Here is a 19,477-nt window from a genome sequence, read left to right on the forward strand (position 1 = left end):
AACTGCGCGCTACTCAGTGTTCTGAACCAAACACCCGATCCAGCGCCGCGTCGTAGGTCGCCTGCACGAGACCCGGATGGAGCTTCCCCAGCGCTTCCATCATCACGCCGGAATTGATCTCGAGCACTTTCCACGCGCCGTCGACACGGACGAGGTCGATCGACGCGAAGGTGATGCCGATGGCGCGGGCGGCGTCGATGGCGAGCTTTGCGCAGGTCGCGCGGACCTCGCCGTCCGCGATGAGGACGGGCTTTGCGCCGGCATCGAGATTGTGGCGCCAGGTGAGGAAGCGCCGCTCGCCCTTCGGCACGACCACGTTCAGTTCGCGCGCGTCGAGCTCGTCGAGCTTCACTTTCGGCATCGCGCCCGCCAGTTCGCGCAGCGTCTGAACGCCGTCGCCGGTGACCGACGGCCGCTCCTTGCCGTAGACCACCATCGGCGTCTCATCGAGGAGAATGATCCGAACCTCGTCCTCGATCTCGACATAGGGCGCGATCACCAGGCCAAGACTCATCGCGAAGATCTCGCTCACGGCGCCTTCGAGCTCGGCGCTGCTCGTCACCTTGATGACTGACCGGCCGGCCGTGCCCTCGTTGGGCTTCGCCACGAGCCCTTGCGGGTGCTGCATCAGCAGCCGAAGCATCGCCTCCCACCAGCGCTGGCCGGCGACGTGCTCGCCCAGCTTCGGATTGAGGAAGAGATGATGGGCGACCGAGGGCACGCCCGCCAGCGCGAGCACCTCCGATGTGGCCGATTTGTCGTTGGCGAGGCGATGCGCAATCGCGCTGTTGAGGCCGATGTCGTAGCCGAAGGCGAAGCGGCGGGTCCCGCCGCGGTGCATCGCGATCAGCCAGCCGTCCGCGCGCACGTCGATGGCGATGCCATGCCGCGCACAGTAGCTCCGTATCGCCTGGACGAATATCCGTTCATTGCTTGACATCATGGTTGTCCCGCCAAAAGGCCGCTTCATGCCGGAATCGGCGGTCTGCCATGGCCAAAAGCAGAGCTATTCTTAATGAATTTCTCGCGAGTGAAATGGAAATTAAGTGCTGCCTGGCACGCCATTCGGGCAAAGAAATTGCTGCAATGCGGCCTGAAAGGAGAAAATCGTTAATTATCCTGACAAATCAATGGGAAATGCCGGTTTGATCGGCATCAATTGCTGCGCAAACGAGGTTGATTATTGACCTCAATGGCGTACATCACACACGCGAAATCATCCGCCATGACAGTGGTGTCGCCCCAAGTTGAAGGGGCTAGGCAACGCTTTGGTTCAAAACCGTATCAATTCGGAATATCGAAACACATGAGCGCGTTTTATCGAGAGAAGGTCCTTTCCGTCCAGCATTGGACCGATACCCTGTTCAGCTTCCGTGCCACCCGCGACACCGGCTTCCGGTTCCAGAACGGCCAGTTCGCGATGATCGGCCTCGAAGTGGACGGCCGTCCGTTGTTGCGCGCCTACAGCATGGCGAGCGCCAATCACGAGGAAGAGCTCGAGTTCTTCTCGATCAAGGTTCAGGACGGTCCGCTCACGTCGCGTCTCCAGAAGATCAAGGAAGGCGACACCATCCTGGTCGGCCGCAAGGCGACCGGCACGCTCGTCGCCGACAACCTGATTCCCGGCAAGCGGCTTCTCCTGCTGTCGACCGGCACAGGCCTTGCGCCGTTCGCGAGCCTGATCAAGGACCCCGACGTCTATGACCGGTTCGAGACCATCGTGCTGGTTCACGGTTGCCGCCAGGTCTCGGAACTCGCCTATGGCGAGCAACTCGTCGCGACCTTGCGCGATGACGAATTGTTCGGGCCGATTCTCTCCGAGAAGCTTGTCTATTATCCGACTGTGACCCGCGAGCCGTTCAAGAACCGCGGCCGCATCACCGACCTCATCAACTCCGAGCAGCTCTTCAACGACATCGGCCAGGCCCCGCTCGACATCGCAACCGATCGCATCATGATGTGCGGCAGCCCCGCGATGCTCGAAGAGCTCCGCGGCATGTTCGAAGGCCGCGGCTTCACCGAGGGCTCCGGCAGCGAGCCCGGGCATTTCGTGATCGAAAAGGCCTTCGTGGAGCGCTGAGCTTCGTGCGGCGTGGCGCGATCCCGCGCCACATGCCATCATCGTCGTCCCGGGGCGCCCGAAGCGCGAGCCTGGGGTCTTCGCCAAATTCAATCCTGTGGTCATGGGTCTCGGATCGGCGCGCGCTGTGCTCGCCTGTCCGGGACAGCGGCTGAGTTTGTGGTGCGCCTGTGGCCGTACTGGGCGGTCCAGCGCAGCGCCAGTCCACCATTGCTGTCTTATTCCGATCCGGTCTATTGCACTGCAGCAGCCTGCCCACCCGGCGGATTGATTTGCGTCGGTCGAATTCGGTAGCCAGAAAAGCGGGCCGCGTCATACCGTAAGAGGGACGCGGGCGTATCATACCCCGTCATTCCGATGAGAGGATGTGATCGTGGCCGACGAAAACAGCAAACCGCCAAAATCGACCCGTGGGCCCTTGGAAGAGGGGTTCATGGAAACCCTGCTGATTCCATTCTCGCCGCGCTTCATCGTGCTCACGATCTGCGCTGTCGTCACCGCGCTTCTGATCGGCTTCGGGATCGCCGACCGCAAGATCTTCGACATCCTGCTCGTTCCCATCCTGATCTTCGGCGGGCTGACGCTGCTCGGCGTCCGCGACCTCCTGCAAAAGGGCCACGCGGTCCTGCGCAACTACCCGATCTCGGCGCATATGCGGTTTTTGCTCGAAGAGATCCGCCCGGAGATGCGGCAGTATTTCTTCGAGAGCGAGAAGGACGGCATGCCGTTCTCGCGCGACACCCGCGCGGTGGTCTATCAGCGCGCCAAGATGCAGCTCGACAAGCGCCCGTTCGGCACGCAGGAGGACGTCTATCGCGAGGGCTATGAGTGGATGCATCACTCGGTCTCGCCGAAGGCGCGGGTCGAAGAGAAGTTTCGCGTCACCATCGGTGGGCCGGATTGTGGGAAGCCCTACTCCGCATCGGTGTTCAACATCTCGGCGATGAGTTTTGGTGCGCTCAGTCCGAACGCGGTGCGGGCGCTGAACGCCGGCGCCAAGAAGGGCGGCTTTGCCCATGACACCGGCGAGGGTGGCGTCAGCCCGTATCACCGCGAGATGGGCGGCGACATCATCTGGGAGATCGGTTCGGGCTATTTCGGCTGCCGTCATCTCGACGGCACCTTCGATCCGGATGCGTTCGCGCGCGTCGCGACCGAAGACCAGATCAAGATGGTCGAGCTCAAGATCAGCCAGGGCGCCAAGCCCGGCCATGGCGGCGTGCTGCCGGCGGCGAAGGTGTCCGAAGAAATATCCAAGATCCGCGGCGTCGCGATGGGCGAGGACTGCATCTCGCCCGCCTCGCACCGCGCCTTCTCCAGCCCGATCGGGATGATGCAGTTCGTCGCAGCGATGCGAAAGCTCTCCGGCGGCAAGCCGGCCGGTTTCAAGCTGTGCATCGGCCATACCTGGGAGTTTCTGGCGATCTGCAAGGCGATGCTTCAGACCGGCATCTACCCGGACTTCATCGTCGTCGACGGCAACGAAGGAGGCACCGGCGCCGCGCCGCTGGAGTTCATGGATCATCTTGGCATGCCGATGCGCGAGGGCGTCAACTTCGTGCACAATGCGCTGGTCGGCATCAACGCGCGCGACCGCATCAAGATCGGCGCGTCGGGCAAGGTCGCGACCGCCTTCGACATGGCGCGCGCCATGGCGATCGGCGCCGACTGGTGCAATTCGGCGCGCGGCTTCATGTTCTCGCTCGGCTGCCTCCAGTCCCTGAGCTGCCACACCGACCGCTGCCCGACTGGTGTCGCCACGCAGGACCCGACGCGCGCGCGGGCGCTCTACGTGCCGCTCAAGATCGACCGCGTCCACAACTACCACCACGCGACGCTGCACTCGCTGTCCGAACTGATCGCCGCCGCCGGCCTCGCGCATCCGCAAGAGCTGCGCCCGATTCATTTCACCCAGCGCACCTCGACCACCGAAGTCAAATCCTTCGCACAGCTCTATCCGGCGCTGCGGCCGGGGGAGCTGCTCGAGGGCACCGAGGACCCGCGCTACCGCGATGCCTGGCGGATGGCGCGGGCGGAGACGTTCCAGCCCGCAATGTGAGGCCCGGCGCGCCCGGTAAAATCATCGCGCGCGGGGTGTGAGGGCTGGCCAGCTGACCTGTCCGGCCCATGCCGTCGAACGCGGTGTCCCACCGCCAGTTACACCACGCCACGGGACACGATCCGGCGCTCTCGAACGCGAATGGCGAATGGATGTCTCGGACCATGGCGGAAATGCACTATTCAGCCTGCGCGTCGTTTCGGAGACCTACGTTGCAGGTAAACAGTTGAAACGAGGATAGCGTAGATTGACGCACCGCACCTTGGACAGCTTGCCGCTGGCCGTCGTTGGCATTCCTGATATTCTACGATTTGCTCCGCCAGGTCTTACCCGCAAATGGGCGCTTGCATGTGGATCTTTCACACGCGGATTTCGGCAATCGCGGCTCAGACTGTCGTGCTGTTACTTTGCACCCAGCCACACGCATTGGCTCGCGGCAGCCAGGTTGGACACGAGGATCCCTGGAATTCGGAACGTGTCGATCGTCTGCCTCCCGAGGTTCGGACTGCTGTCATTCGCATGTGCCGAGACCCACCGCGCGCCGGTCAGTACTTTGTCACCTTCATCGACAATTCACGCGTGATGAAGCTGCACTTCGAACATCTGCACTGTGGGGGACAGGCAACGTTTTGCAGGGAAGGTGCTTGCCTCCGCCAGGAGTATGTCTCTACCGGAGGCCACTATCAGCTCAAGAAAAGCTACTACGGTCGCGATAACGAGTGATCGGCCGCTCACAAATAGCTCAACCAGCTACGGGTCACCCGCTGCAGACAAAACGGAGGTGGAACCTGACTAGGCCCTGTGGCCGCCGCCGCCCGCCGAACATCGGATGGGGGCGGGCACATAAAACCTTGCGGCTGCTCAGAGATCGGGCGCGGCAGATCACGGACCTACAATTGACGGGGGTGGTAGCTCAGATAAGATTGCGACGCGGCTGAACGCCGAGGGACATTACCGCTCGAATGCGCTGGTTTCGGGACACGATCAGGCAGAGTACGTGGCTGGCGCTGATTGCGCTGGCGATGAACCTTGGGCTGTCCTTCGGTCACGTCCACGCGATCGATGGCAAGGTTTCTGGGCGCGGGATAGCCACGATGGCGGCGTCCATCGCATCGCCGGACGATGGCCAGAACCAGAATAAGAGTCATCCCAACGATGGCCATGCCGACTATCTCTGTCCGATCTGCATGGCCGCGACCGCGATGGCGAACGCGCTCGCCTCGGCGCCGCCTGCTTTGCCGTTGGAACTTGGCAATGTTGCAGTCGATCGTGAGACCGAAAACGTCGTTGCCCTCGTCGAGCCGTTGCGAGGCGCATTTCAACCGCGCGGGCCACCGATTTCCTGACATCGCTGTTCCGGTTCCCTGTTAGCGCAACGTGCGGAAGCGCGTTGCCGCGACGGGGATAGGAAGCTCCCGACCGCGTGGACGGCGCGTCTTTCGCCGCGAAGCGCGAATCCAAAGTCAGGATTTCGCCATGATTAGTCCCCGATCCTTGCGCATCAGGCGGAGAATTCTCTGCTCCGCATCGTCGCTGGCACTGCTTGCCGCATCGGATGCGCCCGTTCTGGCGCAGAACGAGACCACCTCGCCGCCGCCCAGCACCGCTGCGCCGCAGGCTCCCGCCGCTACCCCGGCGCCTCAGGAGAGCGCCACGCCCACCCCGCAACAGACGCCGGCACCCGAAGCGCCACAACAGGCCACGGGTGGCAATGTCCTACCGGAGACCCGCGTCGTCGCGCCGGCCGAGCGACGCCGGCCGCGAACGCCGCCGCCACGTCAGGTGGTGACCCGGCAGCCGGCCGCGCCGACACCGACACAGGGGCAGGTCGTGAACCAGCAGAACCAGAAGTTCGACGCTGCCCGGCAGACCATTCTGGCGCCGGCCGGTGCGACCTCCTACGAGGTCAGCCACCAGGCGATCGAGGCTCAGCCGCAGGGAAACAATGCCACTCTGGACAAGGTGCTGTTGCAGTTCCCCGGCGTCACGCAAGACTCGGCCGCAAGCGGCGAGCTGCATGTGCGCAACGAGCACGCCAATCTTCAGTATCGCATCAACGGCATCATGCTCCCCGACGGCGTCGGCGCGTTCGGGCAAATCCTCGACACCGGCATCGTCGGCAGCCTGGCGCTATTGACCGGCGCGCTACCGGCGCAATACGGGCTACGGACTGCCGGTGTGCTGGACATCCAGACCAAGACGGACGCCTTCAACAACACTGGAAGCGTCAGCGTCTATGGCGGCAGTCACGGCACCATCACGCCGAGCTTCGAATATGGCGGCACGGTCGGACAAACCCAGTATTTCGCGTCCGGGCGCTTTCTGCAAAACAATCTGGGAATAGAAAATCCGACACCGTCGAACGAAGCGATTCACGACCGCACGTCGCAGGAAAAGGGTTTTCTCTATCTGTCGACGGTACTCGATCCCACCAGCCGCCTGACGTTCATGAGCGGCGTTTCGAATGCGTCGTTTCAGATTCCCAACACTCCGGGGCTGACGCCCAACTTCAACGTCAATGGGATAACCAACTTCGATTCCTCAACGCTCAACGAGCACCAGAACGAGTTCAATCAGTTCAACGTCCTTGCCTACCAGAAATCGGCAGAAGACATCGACTACCAGATCTCCTACTTCAACCGCTACAGCCAGTTGCACTTCTTTCCTGATCCACTCGGAGATCTGATCTTCAACGGCGTGTCGTCGGACGTTTACCGTCAGAGTTTCGTCAACGGCATTCAGGAAGATACTGCTTGGCGCGTCGGTTTTGCCCATACGCTGCGGTTTGGATTTTCCGTGAGCGCTGAGCGCTCTTTGGTCAACAACATATCCACGGTGCTGCCGGTCGATCCCGCAACCGGCAACCAGGTCGATCCCGTAACCGGCAATCCGTTCGGTCCACCCTTCACCGTGTTCGATTCCAGCTCCAAGACTGGCTGGTTGCTCGGCACTTATGTTCAGGACGAGTGGCGGATCACGAACCAGCTAACCTTGAACGCTGGATTGCGCTTCGACCAGATGTATCAGTATGTCGATGCCAACCAGTTCAGTCCGCGCATCAGCCTGACCTGGAAGCCGTACGACGGAACCACCTTCCACGCCGGCTACGCGCGAAACTTCACGCCGCCACAGCAAGTGATCGCTGCCCCGGCCAATCTTGCGCTGGTGACGCCCCCTACCGCGCCCGCCAACACGCAAACGCCCGAGGTGCCGCTCAACAGTCCGGTGCTCCCCGAACGCTCTCACGTCTTCGACGTCGGTGTCGTTCAGAAGATCTATCCCGTGCCCGGTCTCGAAGTCGGCATCGATGGCTACTACAAGATCGCCCGCAACCTGCTCGACGATGGCCAGTTCGGCGCGGCCTATGTGCTGACCGGCTTCAACTATGACCGCGGCGAGAATATTGGTCTCGAAGTCAAATCGACCTACACCAACGGCAACTTCCGCGCCTGGGCCAACGTGGCCTGGGCAAAGCAGGTTGCCACCAACGTCGTATCGAACCAGTTTCTGTTCGCTCAGGACGAACTGAACTATATCGCTAACCACTATATCTACACCGACCACGCCCAGGTCTTGACCGCTTCCGCGGGTGCTTCCTATCTGTGGAACGGCACGCGCTTAAGCGCCTCCATGATCTACGGTAGCGGGCTTCGTTCCGGCTTTGCCAACACCGACCATCTGCCGTCTTACACGCAGGTCAATGTCGGGGTATCGCACGATTTCAACATCGTTGCGCCGAACAAGCCGACCACCGTGCGGTTCGATGTCGTCAACCTGTTCGACAAGATCTACGAAATAAGGGACGGAACGGGTATCGGCGTGTTCGCTCCGCAATTCGGACCGCGGCGCGGTTTCTTTGTCGGCGTTTCGCAGAAACTCTGAATTTGGCCTTGGAGGCCGGATCACTTACCGAAGAGAGGACCACATGTGGCATAGCAGGCACGGTGGCAATTTTTGCAGCGGAATCATCACAAGCTTCGCGGGGTTTCTTGCCTGTCTGGCAGTGACAGCAGAACCCGCGTTTGCCCAATCTCCAAATCCCTTGTTGCCGCGAAACCTGTCGCCTTGGGGCATGTTCCTCAATGCCGATATCGTGGTGAAAGCCGTGATGATCGGGCTTGCCTTCGCTTCACTGGTGACCTGGACGGTGTGGCTTGCCAAGACCGTCGAACTCAGCGGGCAGAAGAGGCGCGCACGTCGCCGGCTCAAAATGCTGGAAAGCGGTGGCAGTCTTCGAGATGCGGTCCGCGCTTGCGAAACCGATGGGGACGCCGTCGCGCAGCTTATCCTGTCCACGGCCCGGGAAGCCGAGCTATCCGACGGCGTCATCGACGAGGGGTTCAAGGAACGCGTCGCGTTGCGGCTGGAACGCGTGGAAGCCGCGATGACACGACAGGTTTCACGCGGCGTCGGCATTTTGGCAACGATCGGCGCGACCGCGCCGTTTGTTGGCCTGTTCGGCACCGTCTGGGGCATCATGAACTCCTTCATCGGCATTTCTGAATCCCACACCACCAATCTCGCGGTGGTGGCGCCCGGCATCGCCGAAGCTTTGCTCGCCACGGCCCTTGGGCTCGTCGCGGCGATTCCGGCGGTCGTGATCTACAATCATCTCGCGCGCGTCATCAGCGGCTATCGCACCCTCTTGGGCGACGCCTCGGCGCAACTCCTGTTGATGGTCAGCCGCGGACAGAGGGGCCGAGTCGCTCCGTTACCGCGCGCCGCGGAGTGACGAAGATGGCGATCCGTCTTGGCTCCCGCTCGGGCGGCGACGATCTCGAAATCCAGCATGAGATCAACGTCACGCCTTTCATCGACGTCATTCTGGTGTTGCTGATCATCTTCATGGTGGCGGCGCCACTCGCAACCGTGGACATCGGCGTCAACCTGCCTGCCAGCACTGCGCCCGAGCAGCCACGGCCGGACAAGCCCGTGTTCCTCACCGTCAAGCCGGACGAGACCATTGCGATTGGCGAGACCGTGGTGACGCGCGAGCAGCTTCCGGCCGCGCTCGATTCCGCCACCAACAATCACAAGGACGAGACGATCTTTGTGCGCGGGGACAAGACCCTGAGCTATGGCGCGCTCATGGAGGTGATGAACAGCCTGCGTGATTCCGGATATCTCAAGCTCGCTTTGGTCGGGCTGGAAACGCCGGCGACCAAACAATGAATGCGTTCGCGCTCCATCTGCCGGAAAGGCACGGGCTTTCTCGCTGGACGTTGGCCGGCCTGACGATCCTGATCGCCCACGCGGCGATCGTGGCAGTGGTTGCGCTCTGGTATGCCCGCAGACCAGTAGAGCCGAATATTCTTCCAGCCATCGCGGTAACGCTTGCGCCGGTCGAGGCCAGTTCGCCTCAGGTTCAGAACCAGGACATCGCAGTCGGGCCGACCATGCAGCAGGCGGAAGAAACGCCGAAAGAGCCGCCCAAGGTCGAGGAGAAGCCGCTGGAGCAGGTGGTGCAACCTCCGTCGCCACCACAACAGGCCGAGGTCACGCTGCCGCAGGTCGAGCCGAAAGACGTGGAAAAGCCGAAGCCGGAAGAGCAGCCTCCGGCGCCAGAAACGCGCGCGCCACCGAAGACGGAGCATGTCGGCCAATTCACTCAAGCCGGTTCCAATGCCTACAACGCGCTGGTGTTTGGGCATCTGCAGCGCTTCAAGCGCTATCCATCGTCGGCCAGAGGGGCACAGGGCACCGTGGTGGTGAGGTTCGTCCTGAACCGTGCGGGCGCAGTGACGGAGAGCGCGGTGACGAAATCATCCGGCAACGACGTGCTTGATCGCGAGGCGCTCGAAATCCTGCGCCGCGCCAGTCCCTTCCCGCCGTTTCCGGTCGCCAAACCGGGGTCCCAGGACAGTTACATCGCGCCGGTGAATTTCGCGCGCTAGTTGACGCTGGGAGTCTTGCGCGGTGGGAGGGGCTTCTGCTCGATCAGGCGCTGAGCCTGTTCTGCAGTCAGAAATTCAGCATTGCAGTGGGAACCCCTCGGACCGATCCGGCAAATTGATTGTCTAATGCGTCAGCGCCTCTTCCTCGTTTCGCTGCTTACACTCGCCAGTGTGTTCGGAAGACGAGGGTCGAGCGCGACGATTTTGGCCCACCACCGCCTCCAGATCTGAAAGTGAGCGCGAGAAGTTTGATACAGGTCAACGCGACTAACGCCAAGCTTGGAGAGGATCACGAGTAGCATCGACTAGTGTACGGAGACGGTCATGTCAGAACAGAGCAGCATGCATGTACACCTGAATTGGGCCAAGGAGCGGATCGACGAGATGGATGCAGCATTGGCTTCCTTCGAGGTCAGAGCCGGCCAGGCGAAGGCCGAGTCCAAGGTCAAGGTCGATCAGATCGTCGCCGATTTGAAAAAACGTCGTGACGAATTTCAGGCGCTACTCAAGACGCAGGCGGAAGCAGGCGAAGCTGCCTGGGCGCGCACCAAGACGGATCTGGAAAAGCAATGGAACGGGTTCGAAGCCCAAGTGGAAACCTATTTCGAAGGCGCAGGCAAGCATATCGAGCAACAACAGGCCACATTCAAGGATATTGCAGCGGCGCAGGCGAAGGCCTGGCGCGAGGCGGCGGACAAATTCCGAGAGGCGGCGGGTAAAGTGGCAGCGGCCCGCACCGTCGACGTCGAAGCCGCGCTCAAGCAGATGAAATCCGACGCGTCTGAAGCGGAAGCGCGTCTGCAGAAGCTAAAGCAGGCAGGGAGCGAGTCCTGGTCGGTGCTGAGCGCCGCGTTGGCAGAATCCCGCAAGGCTTTCGATCAAGCTAACCAGGCCGCATGGCACGCCCTGAAGGGCTCTGGCTCGAAGAGCTGAAACCACCGTTTGGCGCGCAGAGGGATGCATGGCAACCGATGTCCTGGTTTCGCGCGAGTTGAAATCGCTGCAAGACGAGCTTGCGAGTGCCAGGAAGAATCGCACTGCAGTGGTCGAGCAATCGGCTGCGGCATCGCCCGCACCGGCAAGCGGCACGGAGGCTTCGACGCCGGACGAAGCCGAGCTGCAGGGCTACCTGCGCCAACTCGCTGACGAGGTCACCGAACTGTTCGGCGAGGCCGAGAAGAGCGTTTCGGATCGCTCTAAGGTCCCATCCCGGACCGAAAATTGACGTGGCACTCGAGGTCCGCAAGACCGCGCTAGAATCCCTTCATGAGGATGCGCGCGACATTAAGCTGACGATCGATGCGATGGGCCAGGAAATCAGGAGCGTGAAGCAGAGCGTGACCGCGCTGGTGCACAATCCGCTCGACGTCGCGGCGGAAAAGCTGCTCGTGCCAGCCGCCCTATCGGTGCTGAGAGGACTGCGGTCGAAGAAGGAGCATTCGTGAGTATACCGGACCGGTTCGGATGCGACGTTTCGGTTCCAATTACACGCGCTCATTCCCGTGAGATCACCACAAGCTGACAGATCTTGTAGGCCTGGGAGAAATGGTCGTTCCAGTTGCTGTGCGAGAGCGACTCGAACTGGTTGACGAAGAGGCGCACGGCCGGATCGGTGGATTGAGTTTTCCTCGGCCGCCTGACGAACTCACGGGCCAGAGCCCGCAGTTCACTGCGTCACGGTGAGCGCGAGCTTGTGGCGATTGTACTCACTCATCGTCATCATCCTCATCATCCTCGTCCAGCTCGTTAGGCGCTGGAGCAACTGGTCGATCAGGTCCCGACTGTCCTTGGCCTCGTTCGCATGCCCGTTTTCGTCGTCGATGTCCTGCACGGTGTTGAGGGCACCGATGATGCGGTCGAGGCCGCCGGTACGAGCTTCTCGATTGCTTGCAAGCGGCGGACCTCAGCCAGCGCCGCATCGGTGACCACTTCGACATTTGTCCGTGTCGAGGCTGATGCCGAGGTCGTGGTTGAGGTCGTCCATGTAGTCGCAGGCTGAGGCATCATGACGCCCTTGAGGCGGCCTTCGAAAACTCGTCCCCGGCGGCCGGTAATTCCACCGCGCCCGGTTCGTGGACCATGGTGCGGTCGTCCTCAGACAGCATTCATCCTTGTTGGATCCATTGTCCGCGCCGTATCCGGACACGATCTGGCCACTCTCGGACCGATTACCGACGGAGTAGGTCACCGAAAAGAAACCATAGCGTCAGCTGCATAAAGCTTGTTCAGGATTGCGAAAGGCCGACGCCTCCACGATCCATCAAAATTGAAAATATAAGAGATGTTTCACCGGGGGCTACTTCGATGTTTACCATATACAACTGCATCGCCTACGAGCATGACCTGCGACTGGTGGTGCTGGCGGCCATCGTATGTGCACTCGCGTCTTTCGCGGCAATCAACTTCCTGAATCACGTCCGCAAGACAACCGGCTATATGCGCGACATCTGGCTGTGCGTCGCCGCCACCGCGAGCGGCTTCGGCATCTGGGCGACCCACTTCATCGCTATGCTTGCGTACTCGCCAGGCATTCCGAGCGGATACAACATTATCCTTACCACACTGTCGCTCCTTGCGGCGATCCTGCTCACCGGCGTGGGTCTTTCGATCGCGTCCGCAAATAGAGTGCCTGCCGGGCGCTGGATCGGTGGGGCCGCGGTCGGCGGCGGCATCGCGGCGATGCACTACACCGGAATGGCAGCCTTCGAGATCGCCGGACGGATTCAGTGGGACGCCGCTCTCGTCGTCGCTTCCATCGCGCTGGGTGCAGCGATCGGAGCCACGGCGCTGCCCGCCGGTTTGCGTGACGGGACGTTGAAGTGGAAGGCCATCGGGGCGATGCTGCTCACGCTGGCAATCTGTAGTCATCATTTCACCGCCATGGGCGCGGTTTCGATCATTCCGGACCCGGCAGTCGCGGTGTCGGAAATGGCTCTTCCTGCCGGCTGGCTTGCGCTCGGCGTCGCGCTCGCGTCGCTGGCGATCCTGTTTTTCGCCTGCGGAGGCCTTGCGCTCGATATCCGAGAACGCCATCGCGCCGAATTAGAGGTCGATCGCATGCGCGGACTTGCCGATGCGTCGGCCGAGGGATTGTTGGTCTGCTATGGCGACAAGATCGTTTCGATCAATTCAAGCCTGACGGAACTGACGGGCTATGTCCCCGACGATGTAATTGGCAAATCGTTGGCGATCTGCCTGCCCGAGGAGTCTCTCAGGCACAAGCTGGTCACGAGGCCGCGGGAGCGCATCGAGGCTGAATTACGCGATGTCAACGGCCAGTTCATTCCTGCAGAATTCATCCTTCGCACCATAGATTTCGCCGGTCAGCCTCATCATGCAATCGCGGTCCGCGATCTGCGTGATCGGAAGAAAGCCGAGGAACATATTCAATTCCTGGCGCACCACGACGCACTGACGGGCTTGCCTAACCGAAACAGCTTCAACGCCCGGCTCGACCACGAAATCGAGGTGCATCAAGCCTCGGGTCGGTCATTTGCCGTGCTCTGTCTCGACCTCGATCGCTTCAAGGAGGTAAATGATCTGTTCGGTCATGCCGCCGGTGACGCCCTCCTGAAGAGGGTTGCTAAATGCGTTACCGCCGTGCTCGATCGGAGCCAGATGATGGCGCGGCTCGGTGGCGATGAATTTGCGATCATCGCAACAAATCTTTCTGGTGCATCGGCGGCGGGCCGTATCGCCGAGCAAATCATCGAAGCGTTGCGGATCGAAAACGAATCATCGACCACGGCCTCGTTCGTTTCCACCAGTATTGGCATAGCGATTTTCCCAAACGATGCCCAGGACGGACGGGGCCTTCTCACCCACGCGGATACCGCACTCTATCGTGCCAAAACCGATGGTCGCGGAGTTTATCGCTTCTTTGAAGCCGAGATGGGCGTTGAGGTGCGAGATCGGCGCATGCTGGAGCGCGATCTTCGCAGCGCGATCGCACACCATGAGTTTGAACTGGTGTATCAGCCGCAAGCCCGGCTTGATACGCGCGAGATCACGGGCTTCGAAGCCTTGTTGCGCTGGCATCATCCGCGGCGCGGTCAGGTTTCGCCGGGCTTGTTCATTCCCGTTGCGGAGGAAAGTGGTGCGATACAGCACATTGGCGAATGGGTGCTGAGGCAGGCGTGCAAAGAAGCCAGCGGATGGACTAACCCGCTCAGCGTCGCTGTGAACGTCTCCGCGATGCAGCTGCACAATCCGCAGTTTACACGACTCGTTCACGAAATCATTATTCAAACCGGGCTGAAGCCTGGACGGCTCGAATTGGAGATCACCGAAACCGCGCTGATCCGCGACCTCAATCGGGCGCTGGCGACCTTGCGTCAGCTGAAGGCGCTTGGGGTCCGGATTGCGATGGACGATTTCGGGACTGGTTACTCGTCGTTATCGAACTTGCGGGCATTCCCGTTCGACAAGATCAAGATCGATCGTTCCTTCATCAAGTCGGTCGAGGCCAACGAGCAGGCGGCGACCATCGTTCGGGCGGTGCTCGGCATTGGCCGCGGGCTCAAGCTGCCGGTGTTGGCGGAAGGCGTTGAGACGCGCGAAGAGCTTCGTTTCTTGGGTGCCGAGCTGTGCGATCAAGTTCAGGGATATTTGGTGGGAAGGCCGGCGGATATCGCCGGTTTCCGCTACCTCACTCATGCCGCGGAGGGTGCACACGATCTCGAGTTTCCCCTACCCCATACCGGAGCGGGTGTTGCGCTGAAGGTCGCCAGTCGTTAACGGGGGATCGGCGCTACAATGGGAGGAGCGATATAGGCGCAACTCATGCTCGACCTGCCCTCACATTGCGTGCGTCACCGATGTCGGAGCTGAGTTCGTGCGTCACGCGCATTGCCATGTTGCGGCGCAGAGGGATATCGGCCCATGGCGGAAATGCCGAGGGTTGATCCGAGGTCTGCTTCCCGCTAAGAGCTGCGTTGGGCGGAAGGCTGCTCCTGACACTGCGCGGATACTGACGCGCCGAGCCATTGATCCCGCAAGCTTTTCGCGTGGATAGGCCTCCCACAAGGGAAGAAGGAAGAAGTGCGCGTCACGCCGCGGCCTGCTCACCTTTTCGGCTTGCAAGGATCTTGTCGATCCGTCGGCCGTCGAGATCGACGACTTCAAGATGCCAGCCGCCGAGGTCGAAGGCGTCGCCGACCTGCGGCAGCACGTTGAAGTGTTGCAGCACGAGGCCGGCCACGGTGTTGTAGCGGTGAAGCGGCGGCAGCTCGAAGCCGAGCAGCTCACCGAATTCGTCGACCGGCATCCAGCCCGAAACCAGCAGCGAGCCGTCGGCGCGCGTGACGTAGGCCGGCTCCGGCGGGCCTTCCTCGGAATGGAACGCGCCGACGATGGATTCCAGAATGTCGGCCGCGGTGACCACGCCTTCGAAGGCGCCGTATTCGTCGTAGACGAGGCCGATATGCACCGGTGCCGCCTTCAGGATTGCGAGCACGTCGCGCGTATCGGCGGAAGCGGGAATCACCGGCGCGTCGCGCACCAGCGCGCGCAGATCGGGCGTGCGCTCGTTCATGGTGGCGACCAGCAGATCCTTGGCCTGGAGCACGCCGATCGGCTTGTCGCGGTCGCCGTCGGACACGGGAAAGCGCGAATGCGGGCTTTTCGACATGATCTCGCGGATGACTTCCGGCGCGTCGTTGAGATCGATCTCGTCGACCTCGGTGCGCGGCGTCATGACGGCGCCGACCGGGCGGTCGCCGAGCCGCATCACGCCCGCGATCATCTCCTTCTCGCCGGGCTCCAGCACGCCGGCGCTTTCGGCCTCGCTGACGAGGTGATGGATCTCGTCCTCCGAAACCTTCTCCTCCGCCTTGCCGCTGCGGCCGAGCAGCGTCAGGATCAGCTTGCCGGAGAGATCCAGCAGCACCACCAGCGGCAGCGAGATCTTCGCGAGCCAGTCCATCGCCGGCGCGACCTTGACCGCGATGCTTTCGGGATCGCGCAGCGCCACCTGCTTGGGCACCAGTTCGCCGACGATCAGCGTCGCGTAAGTGATGAGCGTCACCACGATGCCGACGCCGACGATGTCGGCAATCCCAGACGAGAGGCCGAGCCCGAGCAGCCATTGCGCCAGCCGCTGTCCGAGCGTCGCGCCCGAGAATGCGCCTGAGAGCACGCCGACCAGCGTGATGCCGATCTGCACCGTCGAGAGAAACTTTCCGGGATCGGACGCCAGCGCCAGCGCGCGCTCGGCGCCGCGCACCCCCTTGGCCGCCAGCATCGAGAGCCGGGCCGGGCGCGAGGAGACGACCGCCAGCTCCGACATGGACAACAGGCCGTTAATGACGATCAGCAGGACGACGATGACGAGTTCGAGCGAGAGCATATTTGGTGGCATTGGGTTGAAACGCGGTCAGGCGAACGCCGGGCCATACCCAATATAGGCAATCACTGCGCGGTTCGCCCGGTTCCGATCAAATTGCCGCACCGTCCGGGTCGGGCGGCAATGCTGACGCGCGTGTTCGTGTCGACCGCCTGGCGCTCTCTTAGCTGCACGGATACTGCACGGCTGAGGAAACGCGCGGATACAGGTAATAGCTCTCGCTGATATTGATAGTTCCGGCGATCGTGTAGCCAAGGTTGGGCGTGTACTGGTACGTGACCTGGCCGAGTATCAACGACACGTTGGCGGGCGAGGGAGTGCCGAGGGACGCCGGCAAGGTTACCGCGCCGGTCAGTGGCGTCCCGTTGAGCGCCTTGCTCCAGGTCACGGTCGCATTGCCCTTGGCGTCCGTGGATACTTCCGACACTATGACCGTGACATTCGTCGAGGAATAGGGAGGGGAGGAATAAGGAGCGATCGTCGCCGCCGACGCGCCAAGCATGGTGCTCAGCGATGAGTCGGTGACGCATGCGTTTCGTGACACCAGGTCCGCGACCGTGTGGGCGGTTTCGCTGACCTTGACGCTGATCGCTAGCCCGTTCCCGAGTTCGACGCCGCCCACATAGAGCAACAGCATGAACGGCACCACGATGGCGAATTCCACCGCGGCGACGGCGCGAGTGTCGACCCATAAGTTCCGCATGCGATGAAGCCTCCGGCTCATGAGTTGACGAAGGACTCGTTCATGAAAGCCGTTGACGCCATGATCAGGCGGCTGCCATTCATTTGGTTCGCCAGATTGAAGCCGAGTGGACCCAAGTAAACTGGCCACAGATACATCACCCGCACGACAACGATGTCGCCCTGATTGCCGGGGCTGTATTGCCAGGTGTTCGTCACGTTTCCTTGGGCGTCGTAGGTCAGGGTTGGCAGGCCCGTGTTCGCCGAACTCCACGCGCTGGCAACCTGGACGTCGATCATCAGGCCTTTGCAGTCGAATAGGATCACAACGTTCTTGCAGACCGCATTGGCAAACTGGGCCTGGGTCATGCTCTGGGCCTGCGCCTGCCCCGTCAGGATCGCCCGGCTGGATTGGTTCACCACCTGTTCCAGGAGTTGCTGGGCAAAGAAAACAAGGAAGGTCTGGATGATCGCGAGCAGCAAAGCGATGAACGGTGCGCCGATCAGCGCGAACTCGACCGCGGTTGCGCCCTTCCGGTCGGCAAAGAAGGCGCGCCAGCGGCGGCGTTTGGTTATGGGCGCGGCGTGCGTGGCGGTCATGACTGCTTTCTCTACTGAGTCAGGCGGGGGTTGGACGCGACCTTGAGGAACAGAGCCTGGAGTGCGGACGTGATGTCGCCGTTGGTTGACACCTTGGTGTACAAATCGGTCGATGAGGCGCAGGCCTTCAAATTTGTCTCGATCTGGCTGGTCGCGCCGGTGGACGTACCGTTGAAGGGGTAGATCCAGCTATCGTACCAGGCGTTGCTTTTATGGAGCGCCGAGTCGTCATATTCGGTGTAAAGCACCGCGATGCGGATCTTCTTGTTCTTGATGGTGGTGCAGATCGTGGGGTCGAGCGGCTGCTGGCAACGCTTACCACTGAGAGTCTTGTTGCAGGACTTCGTGAACGGGTCGGTCGTAGTCATCACGTCCTCAACGCCATCGGTCACGAGGAAGACCACCTCCTGTGGCGTATCGGTGCCGACGTTGGTCCCGTTCCCCGGAGTCGGCATGATGTTGTTGAGAGCGTTCAATGCGCCCGCGATGCTGGTGTCGGCGTCGCTATTATTGTTCGTCGATGTCAGCCAGTTGTTTTTGTAGACTGGCAGGACCGCAATGCTGCTGGCTGCACTCTGGATGGTCGCGACCGTATAGCTGGTCGTCGACGCCGGCGTCACGGGAGTTCGCACCACCCCAGGTTTTCCGTTAGGCGCGAAGATCGGCGAGCTGCTGTTCAACTGATAATCGAATGTATAGATCGCGACCCCATAAGTATTTCGATTGATGTTCGATATCTGGTAGGCGGTACTCATCAGGGATTGGACTGCCTGCGTTACACGATCGATGCGCAACGTGAGGCCGAGATTGCGAGCAAGCTGGTAGTTATCAATCCCGCCTGGATTGCCCAGGCTGTCCGCGGCAGGATTGGTTTCGTGGCATGCGAATCCGCACCCTTTGGTCCCGGATGAGTCGACCTGCTTTTGCGTGTTGGCGATCAGCGTGTTGATGTCGGCCGATGTCGCGCCGATCGCCATGGAAGGCGAGTCGTCCAGCAAGAGATAGAAATTGATGTTGGGTGCGCCCTGGTTGCGTGCCGTTGACTGACCATTGAACGGCCAGCTCGCCTGCTTGAGCAGGCTCGGAAAGGCATTGGTCGCGGTCGCGTTGTAGCAAACCTGGACGTTGCGAACGACCTGGTTGTTTGAGTTGACAGGGTCAGCATAGACCGTGTCCGGGCCGGGGCATGAGCCGTAGGTACAGTAGCCTGTTGTAGAGTCGGGGCTGCTGCAATTGACCGCGACCGTGAGAGTCGGCTGTCCCGCCAGGTTGTTGTTGCTCACCAGGGAATTCGCGGTGATGTTGAAAACGTTCTTCGCCGCGGTCTGGGCCGCTGTCGGGCTCTGCTGCATCATCGCCGAGGTAACGGTGGCGACGGCGGCAGCGTCGGTGGCGGCGTCGAGGTCGACCTTCATGTGCTGCGTATGAGTGTAGTCCAGCGCCATGCCCAGCAGAAAGACGGTCGGAACCATCACAAGTGCAAAGATCACGGCGACGTTGGCCTTGCGATCTCTGGCAAAACGATACAACCAAGCGCGGAGCATGATCTTCATCCCGATCGCCGTAGGTCCCGGCAGAGGCAATCTCTCTGGCTTATCAAGGATCGAGGACCTGGGAGCGCGACCAGGCGACCTCTGCCGACTTCTCGGCAGAGCGGAACCTTGAAGATGGCCTGTTAAGTGATGGCCTGTTAAGTAAAGCTTACGCGGATCGCGCGAACATGGGCCGCCGAAAATCCGCCGTTGCCGGATCGACCGGAATCATTAACGAAGGCTAAACGCAGCCAGGAAAGCAGCCGGGCATATTGAAGCGGGTTGCCT

General features: G+C 61.4%; 18 protein-coding genes. 13 read left to right on the forward strand and 5 right to left on the reverse strand.

Annotated features, from left to right (window positions below):
- Positions 1–13: 13 nt before the first annotated feature.
- Positions 14–940: a RimK-like protein gene (locus QA640_RS03230; protein WP_283043103.1), complete on the reverse strand. Its 927-nt coding sequence runs from the start codon at positions 938–940 to the stop codon at positions 14–16.
- 50 nt (positions 941–990) lie between these two features.
- Here QA640_RS03230 and QA640_RS03235 point away from each other — a divergent pair, with 50 nt between their 5' ends.
- From QA640_RS03235 to QA640_RS03295, 13 genes are all read left to right on the forward strand, one after another.
- A complete protein-coding gene (locus QA640_RS03235) occupies positions 991–1,149 on the forward strand; it encodes a hypothetical protein (protein ID WP_283039338.1) in 159 nt (52 codons plus the stop codon).
- A 157-nt stretch (positions 1,150–1,306) separates the two neighbouring features.
- Positions 1,307–2,080: a ferredoxin--NADP reductase gene (locus QA640_RS03240; RefSeq protein WP_283039339.1), complete on the forward strand. Its 774-nt coding sequence runs from the start codon at positions 1,307–1,309 to the stop codon at positions 2,078–2,080.
- Between the two features lie 433 nt (positions 2,081–2,513).
- Positions 2,514–4,139, forward strand: coding sequence for an FMN-binding glutamate synthase family protein (locus QA640_RS03245; RefSeq protein WP_283039340.1), 1,626 nt, complete (start codon positions 2,514–2,516; stop codon positions 4,137–4,139).
- 962 nt (positions 4,140–5,101) lie between these two features.
- Positions 5,102–5,485, forward strand: a complete 384-nt coding sequence (locus QA640_RS03250; RefSeq protein ID WP_283039341.1) for a DUF2946 domain-containing protein — start codon at positions 5,102–5,104, stop codon at positions 5,483–5,485.
- 130 nt (positions 5,486–5,615) lie between these two features.
- Positions 5,616–8,021 carry a TonB-dependent receptor gene (locus tag QA640_RS03255; RefSeq protein ID WP_283039342.1) on the forward strand — a complete coding sequence of 802 codons (2,406 nt, stop codon included), beginning with the start codon at positions 5,616–5,618 and terminating at the stop codon, positions 8,019–8,021.
- Between the two features lie 115 nt (positions 8,022–8,136).
- Complete coding sequence (gene exbB / locus QA640_RS03260) at positions 8,137–8,871, forward strand: tonB-system energizer ExbB (protein WP_283043104.1); 735 nt, start codon at positions 8,137–8,139, stop codon at positions 8,869–8,871.
- A 5-nt stretch (positions 8,872–8,876) separates the two neighbouring features.
- A complete protein-coding gene (gene exbD / locus QA640_RS03265) occupies positions 8,877–9,311 on the forward strand; it encodes a TonB system transport protein ExbD (protein WP_283039343.1) in 435 nt (144 codons plus the stop codon).
- Between the two features lie 50 nt (positions 9,312–9,361).
- Positions 9,362–10,033: an energy transducer TonB gene (locus QA640_RS03270; protein WP_283039344.1), complete on the forward strand. Its 672-nt coding sequence runs from the start codon at positions 9,362–9,364 to the stop codon at positions 10,031–10,033.
- Between the two features lie 324 nt (positions 10,034–10,357).
- Positions 10,358–10,966 carry a hypothetical protein gene (locus QA640_RS03275; RefSeq protein WP_283039345.1) on the forward strand — a complete coding sequence of 203 codons (609 nt, stop codon included), beginning with the start codon at positions 10,358–10,360 and terminating at the stop codon, positions 10,964–10,966.
- A gap of 28 nt (positions 10,967–10,994) precedes the next feature.
- Positions 10,995–11,258 carry a hypothetical protein gene (locus QA640_RS03280; RefSeq protein WP_283039346.1) on the forward strand — a complete coding sequence of 88 codons (264 nt, stop codon included), beginning with the start codon at positions 10,995–10,997 and terminating at the stop codon, positions 11,256–11,258.
- A 1-nt stretch (position 11,259) separates the two neighbouring features.
- Complete coding sequence (locus QA640_RS03285; RefSeq protein WP_283039347.1) at positions 11,260–11,478, forward strand: hypothetical protein; 219 nt, start codon at positions 11,260–11,262, stop codon at positions 11,476–11,478.
- Between the two features lie 356 nt (positions 11,479–11,834).
- Positions 11,835–12,032, forward strand: a complete 198-nt coding sequence (locus QA640_RS03290) for a hypothetical protein (protein WP_283039348.1) — start codon at positions 11,835–11,837, stop codon at positions 12,030–12,032.
- A gap of 305 nt (positions 12,033–12,337) precedes the next feature.
- A complete protein-coding gene (locus QA640_RS03295) occupies positions 12,338–14,770 on the forward strand; it encodes an EAL domain-containing protein (RefSeq protein ID WP_283039349.1) in 2,433 nt (810 codons plus the stop codon).
- A gap of 310 nt (positions 14,771–15,080) precedes the next feature.
- Here the strand turns inward: QA640_RS03295 and QA640_RS03300 are convergent, their stop codons facing one another.
- The 4 genes from QA640_RS03300 to QA640_RS03315 form a co-directional block, all read right to left on the reverse strand.
- A complete protein-coding gene (locus tag QA640_RS03300; protein WP_283039350.1) occupies positions 15,081–16,379 on the reverse strand; it encodes a hemolysin family protein in 1,299 nt (432 codons plus the stop codon).
- 160 nt (positions 16,380–16,539) lie between these two features.
- Positions 16,540–17,079, reverse strand: coding sequence for a TadE/TadG family type IV pilus assembly protein (locus QA640_RS03305; protein ID WP_283039351.1), 540 nt, complete (start codon positions 17,077–17,079; stop codon positions 16,540–16,542).
- A gap of 17 nt (positions 17,080–17,096) precedes the next feature.
- On the reverse strand, positions 17,097–17,657 hold the full coding sequence (locus tag QA640_RS03310) for a TadE/TadG family type IV pilus assembly protein (RefSeq protein ID WP_283039352.1): 561 nt from the start codon (positions 17,655–17,657) through the stop codon (positions 17,097–17,099).
- Positions 17,658–17,668: 11 nt separating this feature from the next.
- Complete coding sequence (locus tag QA640_RS03315; RefSeq protein WP_349253689.1) at positions 17,669–19,210, reverse strand: pilus assembly protein TadG-related protein; 1,542 nt, start codon at positions 19,208–19,210, stop codon at positions 17,669–17,671.
- Positions 19,211–19,477: the final 267 nt, after the last annotated feature.

This window comes from Bradyrhizobium sp. CB82 (assembly GCF_029714405.1).
In the GTDB taxonomy this organism is placed as follows: Bacteria; Pseudomonadota; Alphaproteobacteria; order Rhizobiales; family Xanthobacteraceae; genus Bradyrhizobium.

Excerpts from the sequence above, each read along its gene's own strand:
- QA640_RS03230 (WP_283043103.1), bottom strand. The coding sequence starts at position 940 with ATGTCAAGCAATGAACGGATATTCGTCCAGGCGATACGGAGCTACTGT.
- QA640_RS03235 (WP_283039338.1), top strand. The coding sequence starts at position 991 with ATGGCCAAAAGCAGAGCTATTCTTAATGAATTTCTCGCGAGTGAAATG.
- QA640_RS03240 (WP_283039339.1), top strand. The coding sequence starts at position 1,307 with ATGAGCGCGTTTTATCGAGAGAAGGTCCTTTCCGTCCAGCATTGGACC.
- QA640_RS03245 (WP_283039340.1), top strand. The coding sequence starts at position 2,514 with ATGGAAACCCTGCTGATTCCATTCTCGCCGCGCTTCATCGTGCTCACG.
- QA640_RS03250 (WP_283039341.1), top strand. The coding sequence starts at position 5,102 with ATGCGCTGGTTTCGGGACACGATCAGGCAGAGTACGTGGCTGGCGCTG.
- QA640_RS03255 (WP_283039342.1), top strand. The coding sequence starts at position 5,616 with ATGATTAGTCCCCGATCCTTGCGCATCAGGCGGAGAATTCTCTGCTCC.
- exbD (WP_283039343.1), top strand. The coding sequence starts at position 8,877 with ATGGCGATCCGTCTTGGCTCCCGCTCGGGCGGCGACGATCTCGAAATC.
- QA640_RS03275 (WP_283039345.1), top strand. The coding sequence starts at position 10,358 with ATGTCAGAACAGAGCAGCATGCATGTACACCTGAATTGGGCCAAGGAG.
- QA640_RS03280 (WP_283039346.1), top strand. The coding sequence starts at position 10,995 with ATGGCAACCGATGTCCTGGTTTCGCGCGAGTTGAAATCGCTGCAAGAC.
- QA640_RS03290 (WP_283039348.1), top strand. The coding sequence starts at position 11,835 with ATGCCCGTTTTCGTCGTCGATGTCCTGCACGGTGTTGAGGGCACCGAT.
- QA640_RS03295 (WP_283039349.1), top strand. The coding sequence starts at position 12,338 with ATGTTTACCATATACAACTGCATCGCCTACGAGCATGACCTGCGACTG.
- QA640_RS03300 (WP_283039350.1), bottom strand. The coding sequence starts at position 16,379 with ATGCTCTCGCTCGAACTCGTCATCGTCGTCCTGCTGATCGTCATTAAC.
- QA640_RS03305 (WP_283039351.1), bottom strand. The coding sequence starts at position 17,079 with ATGCGGAACTTATGGGTCGACACTCGCGCCGTCGCCGCGGTGGAATTC.
- QA640_RS03310 (WP_283039352.1), bottom strand. The coding sequence starts at position 17,657 with ATGACCGCCACGCACGCCGCGCCCATAACCAAACGCCGCCGCTGGCGC.
- QA640_RS03315 (WP_349253689.1), bottom strand. The coding sequence starts at position 19,210 with ATGAAGATCATGCTCCGCGCTTGGTTGTATCGTTTTGCCAGAGATCGC.